5 protein-coding genes and 3 pseudogenes are annotated in these 13954 nt (G+C 62.8%); 6 read left to right on the top strand and 2 right to left on the bottom strand.

Annotation, left to right across the window (positions count from 1 at the left end; genetic code table 11):
• Nucleotide 1 precedes the first annotated feature (1 nt).
• The 5 genes and pseudogenes from ntrB (at nucleotide 2) to AAHB66_RS13320 (ending at nucleotide 9802) form a co-directional block, all read left to right on the top strand.
• Nucleotides 2–880, top strand: coding sequence for a nitrate ABC transporter permease (gene ntrB / locus AAHB66_RS13340; protein WP_106993206.1), 879 nt, complete (start codon nucleotides 2–4; stop codon nucleotides 878–880).
• Between the two features lie 9 nt (nucleotides 881–889).
• Nucleotides 890–1678, top strand: a complete 789-nt coding sequence (locus AAHB66_RS13335; protein ID WP_225758598.1) for an ABC transporter ATP-binding protein — start codon at nucleotides 890–892, stop codon at nucleotides 1676–1678.
• A 10-nt stretch (nucleotides 1679–1688) separates the two neighbouring features.
• Nucleotides 1689–5670: pseudogene (gene nirB / locus AAHB66_RS13330) on the top strand (nitrite reductase large subunit NirB).
• Nucleotides 5667–8187: pseudogene (locus tag AAHB66_RS13325) on the top strand (nitrate reductase). The pseudogenes nirB and AAHB66_RS13325 overlap by 4 nt, the downstream one beginning before the upstream one ends.
• Before the next feature lie 209 nt (nucleotides 8188–8396).
• Nucleotides 8397–9802: pseudogene (locus tag AAHB66_RS13320) on the top strand (YchO/YchP family invasin).
• A 2-nt stretch (nucleotides 9803–9804) separates the two neighbouring features.
• On the opposite strand, the gene narL reads toward AAHB66_RS13320, so the two are convergent.
• Nucleotides 9805–10455: a two-component system response regulator NarL gene (narL, locus tag AAHB66_RS13315; protein ID WP_039030700.1), complete on the bottom strand. Its 651-nt coding sequence runs from the start codon at nucleotides 10453–10455 to the stop codon at nucleotides 9805–9807.
• The gene (narX, locus tag AAHB66_RS13310; protein ID WP_347113249.1) at nucleotides 10448–12244 is read right to left on the bottom strand and encodes a nitrate/nitrite two-component system sensor histidine kinase NarX; all 1797 of its coding nucleotides are present in this window, start codon (nucleotides 12242–12244) and stop codon (nucleotides 10448–10450) included. The genes narL and narX overlap by 8 nt, the downstream gene beginning before the upstream one ends.
• A 309-nt stretch (nucleotides 12245–12553) precedes the next feature.
• Between narX and AAHB66_RS13305 the strand changes: the two genes are divergently transcribed.
• Entirely contained in the window at nucleotides 12554–13948 is a 1395-nt protein-coding gene (locus tag AAHB66_RS13305) for a NarK family nitrate/nitrite MFS transporter (RefSeq protein ID WP_347113248.1), read from the top strand.
• Nucleotides 13949–13954 lie beyond the last annotated feature (6 nt).

Raw genomic sequence — 13954 nt, 5'->3', positions numbered from 1 at the left:
TATGAAAAAAGTTAACACTAAAGCGGCACCCGCCGCGCCGGTCAGCGGGGAAGTGATCGCGCTGCCGCCGGTGCAGGTACGCCGCCGCACGCCTGCGTTTGCCCGCCGGATCAACGACCTGCTGCAGCGTCTTATTCCGGCTCTGCTCGGTCTGGGGCTACTGGTGATCGCCTGGCAGCTGGCGGCCATCAACAGCAAAGGCTTCCCGACGCCGCTCAGCACCCTGGACTCAGCCATCACCCTGTTTGCCGACCCGTTCTACCGCGACGGCCCGAACGACATGGGGGTGGGCTGGAACGTGCTGGCCTCGCTGCAACGTGTTGCCATTGGCTTTGGCCTGGCAGCGCTGGTGGGTATCCCGCTGGGCTTTATGATCGGCCGCTTCACCTTCCTGGCCCGCATGTTTAACCCGCTGATCGCGCTGCTGCGCCCGGTCAGCCCGCTGGCGTGGCTGCCGATTGGCCTGCTGCTGTTCCAGAAGGCGGAACCCGCCTCCAGCTGGACCATTTTTATCTGCTCGATCTGGCCGATGGTCATCAACACCGCCGAAGGGGTGCGCCGCATCCCGGAAGACTACCTCAACGTGGCGCGGGTACTGCAGCTCTCCGAGTGGACGGTGATGCGCCGCATTCTGTTCCCCGCCGTGCTGCCTGCGGTCCTGACCGGGGTGCGCCTCTCCATCGGCATCGCCTGGCTGGTGATCGTTGCCGCCGAGATGCTCACCGGGGGCCTGGGGATCGGCTTCTGGATCTGGAACGAGTGGAACAACCTCAACGTTGAAAACATTCTCATCGCCATCGTCATTATCGGCGTGGTGGGTTTGCTGCTGGAGCAGGGGCTGATGCTGATCGCCCGTCGTTTCAGCTGGCAGGAAAAATAAGGAGCGCACATGAAACCCTTAATTCAGGTCCAGGCCGTCAGCCAGCGTTTTTCCACCGCCAGCGGCGAGTTTCTGGCGCTGCAGAACGTCTCTTTTGATATCCACGAAGGGGAGACCGTCAGCCTGATCGGCCACTCCGGCTGCGGCAAATCAACGCTTCTTAATCTGATCGCCGGTATTACCTTGCCGACGGAAGGCGGGCTGATCTGCGACAACCGCGAAATCGCCGGGCCGGGGCCGGAGCGGGCGGTGGTGTTCCAGAACCACTCCCTGCTGCCGTGGCTCACCTGCTTTGACAACGTGGCGCTGGCGGTGGACCAGGTGTTCCGCCGCAGCATGAGCAAGGCCGAGCGTCGGGAGTGGATCGAACACAACCTCGATCGGGTGCAGATGGGGCACGCCATCCACAAGCGTCCGGGGGAGATCTCCGGCGGGATGAAGCAGCGGGTCGGCATTGCCCGCGCCCTGGCGATGAAGCCGAAGGTGCTGCTGATGGATGAACCGTTTGGCGCACTCGACGCCCTGACCCGCGCCCACCTGCAGGATTCGGTGATGAAAATTCAGCAGGAGCTCAACACCACTATCGTGCTGATCACCCACGACGTCGACGAGGCGGTGCTGCTCTCGGATCGGGTGCTGATGATGACCAACGGCCCGGCGGCGACGGTGGGCGAGATTTTACGCGTTGACCTGCCGCGCCCACGTAACCGGGTGCAGCTGGCGGAGGAGAGCCGCTATCACCATATGCGCCAGCAGATCCTCCATTTCCTCTACGAAAAACAGCCGAAAGCGGCCTGAGGAGCGTCATATGCGCCTGGTCATCATTGGAAACGGCATGGCGGCAACGCGACTGGTTGAGTCGTTGACCGACCGCGCGCCCGGGCGCTTCGTCATCACCGTCATTGGCGATGAGCAGGCTCCGGCCTACAACCGCATTCAGCTCTCCCCGGTGCTCGGGGGCGAGAAAGCCGCCGCCACCACGCAGCTGCACGATGACGGCTGGTATCGTGCGCGCGGCGTCACGGTGCTCTGCGGCGAACGGGTGCTGGCGGTGGAGTGCGAAGCGCGGATGCTGCGCACCGATAAACGTCTGATGGGGTGGGATGAGCTGGTGTTTGCCACCGGATCCCGGCCCTTTGTGCCGCCGATCCCCGGCGTGGGTCTGCCGCATGTCTTTACCTTCCGCACCCACGATGACGTTAACGCCATTCTGGCAACCCCCGGTCCGGCGGTGGTGCTGGGAGGCGGGGTACTCGGCGTGGAAGCCGCCGCGGCGTTACAACGTCACCGTGACAACGTCACGTTAGTGCATCGTGGCCCCTGGCTGATGGATCAGCAGCTGGATCAGCAGGCCGGGCTGCTGCTGGAGCAGGCGCTGGCGGAGCGGGGCATCGACTGCGAGCTGAACGGCGGCCTGACGGCGATTGCTGCCGACAGCGTGACACTCAGCAACGGACGCAATTTACCCGCCTCGCGGGTGGTGCTGGCAACCGGCGTGACGCCCAACGTTGCCCTTGCGCAGGCAAGCGGTGTGCCCTGCGGGCGCGGCATTCAGGTGGATGACCAGATGCGCACCGCCTTAGAGGGCATCAGCGCCATCGGCGAGTGCTGCGAAATTGACGGCCAGACCTGGGGGCTGGTGGCTCCGTGCCTGGCCCAGGCGGAGATCCTCGCCGCCCGTCTGGCCGGGGAAAAGGTCACCCCCTTTACCCCGATACAAAACGGCATGCGCCTGAAGGTGACCGGCATTGAGCTGTTCAGCGTCGGGGAAATGACCGCGCAACAGGATGACGCGGTATGGACCAGCTGGGATCCGCTGACCCGCCACTACCGCCGCTTACTGGTTCGCAACGGCGCGCTGGCAGGCGTGCTGCTGATGGGGGGAGTGTCGCAGCGCGGCCACCCTCACCGATTTACTGGCTATGTCAGAACCCGCCCAGGCGGACTGGCTGTTCGATCGATTCACTACGCAGCCGCAGGTTGCAGGACAAAACGCGATGACAAAACCTACTCTGATTGTGGTTGGGCACGGTATGGTCGGCCACCATTTTCTTGAAGACTGCGTGAACCGCGGTTTGCATCAGCAATACCAGATTGTGGTCTTCGGGGAAGAGCGCTATGCCGCCTACGACCGCGTCCATCTGTCGGAATACTTTGCCGGGCGCAGCGCCGACTCGCTGTCGATGGTGGCCGGTGATTTCTTCGGCGAACACGGCATTGAGCTGCGTCTGTCCCAGCAGATTGTCGCCATCGATCGCGACGCCCGGGTGGTGCGCACCGCCGGCGGGCACGAAACCCACTGGGATAAACTGGTGCTGGCTACCGGATCGTACCCCTTTGTGCCGCCGGTGCCGGGGCGCGAACTGCCGGGCTGCTTTGTCTACCGTACCCTCGACGATCTCGATCAGATTGCTGCCCATGCCAGAAGTTCACGCACCGGGGTAGTGATCGGCGGCGGGCTGCTGGGGCTGGAGGCGGCCAACGCTCTGAAACAGCTCGGGCTGGAGACCCACGTGGTGGAGTTCGCCCCGAACCTGATGGCGGTACAGCTCGATAACGACGGGGCCGCCATGCTGCGGCGCAAAATTGAAGCCCTCGGCGTGGGGGTACACACCAGCAAAGCCACCACTGAGATTGCCGATACCGACGCGGGCAAGGTGCTGCGCTTTGCCGACGGCAGCGAGCTGGCAACCGACATGGTGGTCTTTTCCGCCGGGATCCGCCCGCAGGACGCGCTGGCCCGGAGCTGCGATCTGGTGCTGGGCGAGCGGGGCGGGATCGCCATCGACAACCAGTGCCGCACCTCTGATGAGGACATCTTTGCCATCGGGGAGTGCGCGCTGTGGGAGGGTAAAATCTATGGCCTGGTGGCCCCGGGCTATCAGATGGCGCGTGTAGCGAGTGCCGCGCTGGCCGGGGAGGCGAACGCCTTCACCGGAGCCGACATGAGCACCAAACTCAAACTGCTCGGCGTGGACGTGGCTTCGTTTGGCGATGCCCACGGCCGCACGCCGGGGGCGCAGAGCTACCAGTGGACCCACGGCCCGCAGCAGATCTACAAGAAGATCGTGGTCAGCGCCGACAACAAAACCCTGCTCGGCGGGGTGCTGGTGGGGGACGCCAGCGAGTACGCCACCCTGGTGCAGATGATGCTCAACGATATCCCCCTGCCGAAGGATCCCGAGACCCTGATCCTGCCCGCCGTGGCGGGCAGCGCCCCGAAAGCGCTGGGCGTGGCGGCCCTGCCGGAGAGCGCGCAGATCTGCTCCTGCCACAACGTCAGCAAAGGCGATATCTGCCAGGCGGTGAGCAACGGTGCCACCGACATCGGGGCGGTAAAACAGTGCACCAAAGCGGCCACCGGCTGTGGCGGGTGCAGCGCGCTGGTGAAACAGGTGATGGAGTTCCAGCTGGCGGCTCAGGGCGTGGAGGTGAAAAAGGATATCTGCGAGCACTTCGCCTATTCACGCCAGGAGATCTACCACCTGGTGCGCGTCAACCGCATCCACACTTTTGAACAGCTTATCAGCCGCTACGGCCAGGGCCACGGGTGTGAGATCTGTAAGCCGCTGGTGGGCTCGGTGCTGGCCTCCTGCTGGAACGAATATCTGCTGAAACCGGCCCATCTGCCGCTGCAGGATACCAACGACCGCTACTTTGCCAACATCCAGAAAGACGGCACCTACTCGATTGTGCCGCGCATGGCCGCCGGAGAAGTCACCGCCGACGGGCTGATCGCCATCGGCCAGATCGCCAAACGCTACCAGCTGTACAGCAAAATTACCGGCGGGCAGCGCATCGACCTGTTTGGCGCCCGGCTGGAGCAGCTTCCGGAGATCTGGCAGCAGCTGATCGACGCCGGATTTGAAACCGGCCACGCCTACGGCAAATCCCTGCGCACGGTGAAATCCTGCGTCGGCTCTACCTGGTGCCGCTACGGCGTGCAGGACTCCACCGGCCTGGCGGTGGTTCTGGAGAACCGCTACAAAGGGCTGCGCGCCCCGCACAAGATCAAGATGGCGGTCTCGGGCTGCACCCGCGAATGCGCCGAAGCCCAGAGCAAGGACGTGGGGGTGATCGCCACCGACAAGGGCTGGAACCTCTATCTGTGCGGCAACGGCGGCATGAAGCCGCGCCATGCGGATCTGTTTGCCAGCGATCTTGATGACGCCACGCTCCTGCGCTACGTCGATCGCTTCCTGATGTTCTACATCCGCACCGCCGATCGCCTGCAGCGCACCAGCACCTGGCGGGATAACCTCGAAGGCGGGCTGGAGTACCTGCGCGAGGTGATCATCGACGACAGCCTCGGCATTGCCGAGGAGCTGGAGCAGGAGATGCAGCGGGTGGTGGATACTTACCAGTGCGAATGGCAGACCACTCTGCAGGATCCTGGCCGTCTGGCGCAGTTCCGCACCCTCGACGCCGCCCCGGTGGCATCGAAACGCTGGCAGGCGGTCTGTAACCTGGCGGAGATCCCCGAGGAGGCCGGGATTGGTGCCCGTCTGGGTGAGCAGCACATTGCGCTGTTCCGCTTCGGTAAATCGGTCTACGCCCTCGAAGACCGGGAGCCGGGCGGCAGCGCCAGCGTGTTGTCCCGCGGCATTCTCGGCGATGCCGGGGGCGAGCCGGTGGTGATCTCCCCGCTGTACAAAACGCGGATCCGCCTGCGCGACGGGCGGCATGTCGATACCGGCGAAGTGGCGGTGCGCGCCTGGCCGGTGAAGCTTGACGGCGACCGGGTGCTGGTGGGCAGCGAAGAGCTGGTGATGCGTGCGGAGGCCTCATGAGTGAAACCCAAACGACCTGTCCTTACTGCGGCGTCGGCTGCGGGGTAATCGCAACCGTGGACGATGGCACGGTCAGCGTGCGCGGCGACGACAGCCATCCGGCCAACTTCGGCCGGCTGTGCGTTAAAGGCTCGGCGTTGGGAGAGACCACCGGCCTGGCGGGCCGCCTGCTGCATCCGGAGGTGGACGACCAGCCGGTGAGCTGGGACCAGGCGCTGGACACGGCAGGTGCCCGCCTGCGGGCGATCATCGACACGCACGGGCCGCAGGCGGTGGCCTTTTATGCCTCCGGCCAGCTGCTGACCGAGGATTACTACGCCGCCAACAAGCTGATGAAAGGCTTTATCGGGGCGGCCAATATCGACACCAACTCCCGGCTCTGCATGTCCTCCGCGGTGGTGGGCTACAAGCGCGCCTTCGGGGAGGACATCGTTCCGTGCAGCTACGAAGATGTTGAGCACACCGACCTGGTGGTGCTGGTGGGCTCCAACGCCGCCTGGACCCATCCGGTGCTGTATCAGCGGCTGGTGCAGGCCCGCGCCGCTAACCCGGTGATGAAGGTGGTGGTGATTGACCCGCGGCGCACCGCGACCTGCGACATTGCCGACCTGCATCTGGCCCTGACGCCGGGCAGCGATGCCGGGCTGTTTGTCGGCCTGTTGAACGCCATCGACCCTGCGCAGGGCAGCGACTGGCCGCTGGAACGGGTGGCGGCATTTTGCGGCCTGCCGCCCGACGAGGTCGCCACCTTTTACGCCTGGTTTAACGCCGCCCCGCGCACGGTGACGCTCTACACCATGGGGATCAACCAGTCCACCAGCGGCAGCGACAAGTGCACTGCCATTATTAACGTCCATCTGGCGAGCGGCAAAATCGGCCGCGAAGGCTGCGGCCCGTTTTCGCTGACTGGTCAGCCCAATGCCATGGGCGGCCGCGAGGTGGGTGGGCTGGCGAATCAGCTGGCGGCACACATGAACTTCACCCCGGACGATCTGAGCCGGGTGGCGCGCTTCTGGGGAACGGAGCGGCTGGCGCAAACCCCGGGGCTGATGGCGGTGGAGCTGTTCGAGGCCATTGCGCGTGGCGAGGTGAAGGCGGTGTGGATCATGGGCACCAACCCGGCGGTGTCGCTCCCGGACAGCCATGCGGTCTGTCAGGCCCTGGCGGCCTGTCCGCTGGTGATAATATCGGAAGTGATGCGCGACACCGACACCAGCCGCTTCGCCCATATCCGCTTTCCGGCGCTCGGCTGGGGGGAGAAAAACGGCACCGTCACCAACTCCGAACGCCGCATCTCGCGCCAGCGCGCCTTTCTGCCCGCGCCCGGCGAGGCGAAACCCGACTGGTGGATCATCGCCCGTATAGCGGAGCGGCTGGGTCACGGCGCGGCCTTTGCCTGGGATCATCCCCACGCTATCTTTACCGAACACGCCGGGCTGTCGGCGTTTGAGAACCAGGGTGAACGCGTGTTTAACCTCGCTGAGCTGGCAAATCTGACCCGCGAGCAGTGGGATACCCTGACGCCGTGGCAATGGCCAGTTAACCGGGAGGCGTTAACCCGCGCCCGGCAGGTGCCGGTCATCCCGCAGCCGCACGGCGCCACGCCGGATCTGCTCTATCCCTTTATGCTCAACAGCGGCCGACTCCGCGACCAGTGGCACACCATGACCCGCACCGGCTATGTTCCGCGCCTGATGCAGCACCGGGATGAGCCGACGGTGGATATTTCCCTGCAGGACGCCGCCCGGCTGGGCGTACAGGACGGACAGCTGACGCGCATCAGCGCCCCGCGCGGGGTGATGGTGGCCCGGGCGCGGATCAATGCCGGGCAGCGCGCCGGGGAGCTGTTTGTGCCGATGCACTGGAACAGCTGTTTTTCGCGCCAGGGCAAGGTGAATGCCCTGGTGGAGGGGCGCTGCGATCCCCATTCCGGTCAGCCGGAGAGCAAGCAAACCGCGGTGCGGCTGATGCCCTGGCAGCCTGTCTGGCAGGGGGGAGCTGTACTGCCGGGAGGAATTGGCCCTGCCGGCGAACGTCCACTGGTGGCGCAAGGCGACCGCCGGGGTGTCGCGTCTGACCCTGGCGGGGGATAAGCCGCTTCTGGAATGGCTGATGGCACACTGCAGCGAGCAGGGCTGGCAGCTGCAAATCGCGCAAACCGGCGAGCGAAGCAGCATCCTGGCCTGGCATGATGGGGAGTTGATGCTGGGATTCTGGCAGGGCACAGGCTTGCCGGTGCTGGCGCATACCTTTATTGAAGAGGCTTTTCGCACCGCACCGGTGCAGCTGGCCGAACGTCACGCTCTGTTGCAGGGGCAGAGTCCTGGCGAGCGCGTGGAGCCCGGACGCATTATCTGCAGCTGTTTCAGCGTCGGCGAAAACGCCATCCGCGCGGCCATTGCGGAAGGGTGCGACTCGGCGGCAGCGCTGGGGGCGAAACTGCGCTGTGGTACCAACTGCGGCTCCTGCGTGCCGGAGTTGAAGGAGATGCTTTCCGTGCGGGTGCAAAACGCCTGATGGCGCTACGCTTATCAGGCCTACGGTCCCGTAGGCCGGGTAAGCGCAGCGCCACCCGGCAAGCAGGCCCCACAGGTCGTTAAACGTCAGCGCCACCCGGCAATCTTCGGGTTATTCCTGAAATTTCCCTTAGGGCTGAAATTTTTCCTCAATCACGCTAAGGTGTTAACTCTGTTTTCTCTCAACACAGGCGCCCTTTCACAACGGTGATGGTTGTTTCTCCCCGCATTCGTTGGCTGTTCCTCCTCCTCTGTACTCCCGGAGCCGTTCACAGTGCCCCGAATTCCTTTATCCAGCAGGCCCAAAACCCCTTCGATAATAACGGCGACAGCCTGCCGGACTTAGGCATGGCGACCCCGACGGGAGAGGGTGAAAAGCATCTGGCGGAGATGGCGAAAGCCTTCGGTGAGGCCAGCATGACCGACAACGGCCTGACCACCGAAGAGCAGGCCCGGCAGTTTGCCCTGAGCCAGGTGCGGGACGCGGTCAGCCAGGAAGTGAATCAACACATCGAGTCGTGGCTCTCCCCCCTGGGGAAACGCCAGCGTCGATCTGCTGGTGGATGACGAGGGGCGCTTCACCGGCAGCAAGGGCAGCTGGTTTATCCCCTGGCAGGACAACAACCACTATCTGACCTGGAGCCAGCTCGGCCTGACCCAGCAGGAGGACGGCCTGGTCAGCAACGCGGGTATCGGCCAGCGCTGGGTGGCGGGAAAATGGCTGCTGGGTTACAACACCTTTTACGACAACCTGCTGGATGAAAACCTGCAGCGCGCCGGGCTGGGAGCCGAAGCCTGGGGCGAATACCTGCGTCTGTCGGCCAACTACTATCAGCCCTTTGCCAGCTGGCGTGACAGCTCGGCGGTCGAGGAGCAACGTATGGCGCGCGGGTACGATGTCACCGCCAAAGCCTGGCTGCCGTTCTGGCATCACCTCAATACCAGCGTCAGCTTTGAACAATACTACGGCGACAACGTCGATCTGTTTCACACCGGGACCGGCTATCGTAACCCGCTGGCGGTCAATCTGGGGCTGGATTATACCCCGGTGCCGCTGGTGACCTTCTCCGCCGCGCACAAGCAGGGGGAGAGCGGGGTGAGCCAGAACAACCTCGGCCTGAAGCTCAACTATCGCTTCGGGGTACCGCTGAAAAAACAGCTCTCCGCCAGCGAAGTGATGGACAGCCGCTCCCTGCGCGGCAGTCGCTACGATCCGCCGGAACGCGAGAGCCTGCCGGTGCTGGAGTTCCGCCAGCGCAAGACTTTGTCGGTATGGCTGGCAACGCCGCCGTGGGATCTGCAGCCGGGTGAGACGGTAGTGCTGAAGCTGGATATTCGCAGCCGTCACGGGGTGCGGACGCTGCACTGGCAGGGAGATACCCAGGCGCTGAGTCTGACCTCACCGGCGCAGGCCAGTGACAGCGACGGCTGGAGCATTATTCTGCCAGCGTGGGATAACCGCGAGGGGGGCGAGCAATCGCTGGAAGCTGTCGGTAGTGGTGGAAGATAAAGCCGGGCAGCGTGTCTCTTCCAATGAGATCACGCTGGCGCTGACGCAGCCGCTACTGGCCCTGCCAGAAGAGGATCCGCGCTGGGCGCTGCTGCCGGACGAGTAAACTCAGAAAATACGTTCCTGATGGACCCACACCGCGGCTTCTACGCGGGATTTCAGCTTCATCTTCTTCAGCATATGTTTCACATGCACCTTGACCGTGCTTTCGGTGATGTCCAGACGGCGGGCGATCATCTTGTTCGGCAGGCCCTGGGCAATCAGCTTGAGGATATCGCGCTCGCGCGGGGTCAGCTGGCTGACGTCGCGGTCGGAGGTGGCGCGGTTGGCGCGCAGGCTGGCCGCCAGCACCGGGGTCAAGGCTTCGCTCAGCACCATGTCACCGGCTGCCGCCTGTTGCAGGGATTTCAGCAGCTCTTCCGGCTCCATGTCTTTCAACAGGTAGCCATCGGCGCCGCGTTTCAGGGCGGTGACGACGTCCTCTTCATGGTTCGAGACGCTGAAGACCACCACGCGTCCGGAGAGCGATTTCTCGCGCAGCTTGTCGAGGGTTTCGAGGCCGTTCATGCCGGGCATATTCAGGTCGAGCAGGATCAGATCAGGATCGAGCGCCTCGGCCAGTTCAATGCCCTGTTCGCCGTTGCTGGCTTCGCCCACAACGGTGATATCCGAGGCCATGCTGATAAGTTGTTTTACGCCGGTGCGCAGCATCGGATGGTCGTCGATCAACAGGATTGTGGCTGGCTCCTGATTAGACATGGTGTTCTCCTTGGGCAGTGAAAAGAGGCTTTTCGGGAATAAAGGTGACAATGACGTCCGTACCGCCTGATTCGCCTGGGCGAACCTGACAATCTCCACGCAGGCTTTGCGCGCGGTCGCGCATAATAATCAGACCGTAATGGTTACTTCTTTCAGCGTTGGCCGGTATGCCGCAGCCGTTATCGCGCACCACCAGTTTGACCTGGTTGTCGTGCTGGCTCACGGTGAGCGAAACCGCCGTCGCCCCGGAATGTTTCAGCGCGTTGCTTAAGGCTTCGCGGGCGATCTGCAGCAGGTGGATGGCCTGATGAGAGGGCACAAACCGCGGCGGCAGCTGGTAGTCCAGCGAGACGGTAAAGCCGAGCCGGGCGCTGAACTCCTGGCAACTGGCCTCCAGCGCCGGACGCAGGCCGGGCTCGGTCAGCTGCAGGCGGAAGGTGGTGAGCAGCTCACGCAGCTGCACCCAGGAGGTGTTCAGCTCGTTGCGGATCTGGCTCAGCAGCTGTTTGTGGCTTTCCGGCAGGTCGGCGTCCTGCATCTGCAGACAGCTGACCTGCATCTTCATGCAGGAGAGCGACTGGGCGATGGAGTCGTGTAGCTCCCGGGCAATGGTGGCGCGCTCTTCCATCACAATCAGCTGCTGCTGTTTTTCCTGATGGCGGTCGAGCGCCAGGGTGGCGGTCAGCTGCTCCACCAGAGTATCGACCAGCTGCTGCTGATCGTGGCTCAGGTGGCGTCCGGCGGGCAGGGTGGCCAGTAAAATACCGTACTGCGTCAGGTTGTCCGCCAGCCGCCATTTCAGGGTCGTGCCGCTGGTGGTCAGCGGCGGCAGGCCGCGCGGGCAGAGGTGGCAGCCGATTTCATCGCAGCTCATATCTGACTGGCAGGTAAATTCCTGATGATTATCTTCATCTTCCAGGTCATACACCCGCAGCTCGATATCGTGCAGCAGGGTCAAGTTCTGCAGGCCGTTAAGCACCGGCGATAGCCGCTCGCACAGCGGCACCTGGGAGTGCAGGCGGCGGTTGGCCTGCCAGAGGAAGGAGAGGATCTCGTTTTTCTGCTCCAGCCCGGCGGTTTTTTCCCGCACCCGCTGCTCCAGCACCGCATAGCTTTCGGCCAGCTCGCCGGACATGGTGTTCAGCGCTTCGCCGAGCATCGCCATCTCATTGCGGCCGTTGATGTGCGCCCGTTGGGTAAAATCGCGCTGGGTCACGGCGCGGGCCACCGCCAGCAGCTGCCGCCAGGGGTGCAGCAGTCTGGCGCGTAGCCAGAGAATGGTGAACATCAGCAGCAGGGCCATAAACAGCACCATCAGCCGTTGCATCAGCACCACCCGCTCAATACGCTGTTCGGTGTTGCTGTCGAAAGCGGTGACCAGATTATCGATGCGGCTGACAAAGCCGGAGACGTCGCTGGCGACCGCGTCGGGGCTTTGTGCCTGGCGCAGCCCTGGTGCCAGCTGGTTTTGCCAGTAATCCTGCAGGGCTTTCAGCTGTGCCTGCTGATGATCCCGCTGCGCCGCGTTTTGCAGCGCCGGGCTGAACGCCGTGGCGTTCATTTCGTCGAGTAAGACCTGATCTTTGGCTTCCAGCGGGATAGCCGCCAGCAGTCGATAGCTCTGCATGCGCAGCGAACCGGCTTTATTAATAGCGTGCGCGCTGCCCTGTACGCCCTGGACCAGCCAGCCGGAAATTGCCATCCCCGTCACCCCGATTGCGGTAGACAGCATGACAATAAGCACCAGTTGATTAACCAGCGTCAGCGGTGAAAAACAGCGTTTAAACATAGGGCAGTCTGGCTCCTGACAATGCCTGGACTCGGCAAGGGCTCTATTCTCAGGCATACCCTGGAGTATACCCATACCTCAAAAGGATTACCTACAAATTGCCATTTGTCGGATGAATGGGATGAGGGGGTAAGCGGGGAGTAGCAGCGCCGTGAAAAACCACACCTTTTTTAGAGGATTGCGCTACTCACCAGGGAGTATGGCGACTTTTGCTCGCGGAATTTGCCCACCTTCCCCTTGATTTATATCAACTTCCTGTCTGCTTAAAACCCTGATCTTTGTAGCATCTTTTAAGAATCAGAGGTGTCTATGAGTCACTCAACTACCCCCGAAAGGGATTCCGGCCCGGTTATTACGGAGTGGCGTCCGGAAGATCCGGCGTTCTGGCAACAGCGCGGCCAACGTATAGCCAGCCGTAATCTATGGATCTCCGTTCCCTGTCTGCTGCTGGCGTTTTGCGTCTGGATGTTGTTCAGCGCCGTCGCCGTAAACCTGCCAAAAGTGGGCTTCAAATTTACCACCGACCAGCTGTTTATGTTAACGGCGCTGCCGGCACTCTCCGGTGCGCTGCTGCGTGTGCCTTATGCCTTTATGGTGCCGCTGTTCGGCGGTCGCCGCTGGACCGCGTTCAGTACCGGGATCATGATTATTCCGTGCGTGTGGCTGGGCTTTGCGGTACAGGATACTTCTACTCCGTTCAGCGTCTTTGTGATTATCTCTCTGCTGTGTGGCTTTGCGGGCGCAAACTTTGCCTCCAGCATGGCCAACATCAGCTTCTTCTTCCCGAAACAGAAGCAGGGCGGGGCACTGGGGATCAACGGCGGTCTGGGCAACATGGGCGTCAGCGTGATGCAGCTGATTGCACCGCTGGCGATCTCGGTCTCTATCTTTGCAGCCTTTGGCGGTGCGGGCGTTGAGCAGGCCGACGGCTCTTACCTGTTCCTGCAGAACGCCGCCTGGATCTGGGTGCCGTTCCTGGTGGTCTTAACCCTGGCCGCATGGTTCGGTATGAACGATCTGGCGGCATCGAAAGCCTCCCTGAGCGAACAGCTGCCGGTGCTGAAGCGCGCCCATCTGTGGATCATGGCGCTGCTCTATCTGGCGACCTTCGGCTCCTTTATCGGCTTCTCCGCCGGGTTTGCAATGCTGTCGAAAACCCAGTTCCCGGACGTGCAGATCCTGCACTACGCCTTCTTCGGCCCGTTCATTGGTGCCCTGGCGCGTTCCACCGGCGGGATGATCTCCGACCGTCTGGGCGGTACCCGCGTGACGCTGGTGAACTTTGTGGTGATGGCGATCTTCTGTGCCCTGCTGTTTACGACCCTGCCGGTTAACGGCGTGGGCGGCAATTTTGGCGCTTTCTTCGCGGTATTTATGGTGCTGTTCCTGACCGCCGGGCTGGGTAGTGCTTCGACCTTCCAGATGATCTCGGTGATCTTCCGTAAGCTGACCATGGATCGCGTAAAAGCGCAGGGCGGCAACGAGCAGCAGGCGATGCGTGAAGCGGCCACCGACACCGCAGCCGCGCTGGGTTTCATCTCTGCCATTGGCGCGATTGGCGGGTTCTTTATCCCTAAAGCGTTCGGCATTTCGCTGGACCTGACCGGCTCATCGGCGGGTGCCATGAAAGTGTTCCTCGTTTTCTATATCGCCTGCGTGTTTGTCACCTGGCTGGTATATGGACGCAATTCTAATAAAAAATAAGTAAGT

The organism is Leclercia sp. S52 (assembly GCF_039727615.1).
Lineage (GTDB): Bacteria > Pseudomonadota > Gammaproteobacteria > Enterobacterales > Enterobacteriaceae > Enterobacter > Enterobacter adecarboxylatus_B.
This window is presented reverse-complemented; position numbering and strand designations above follow the sequence as displayed.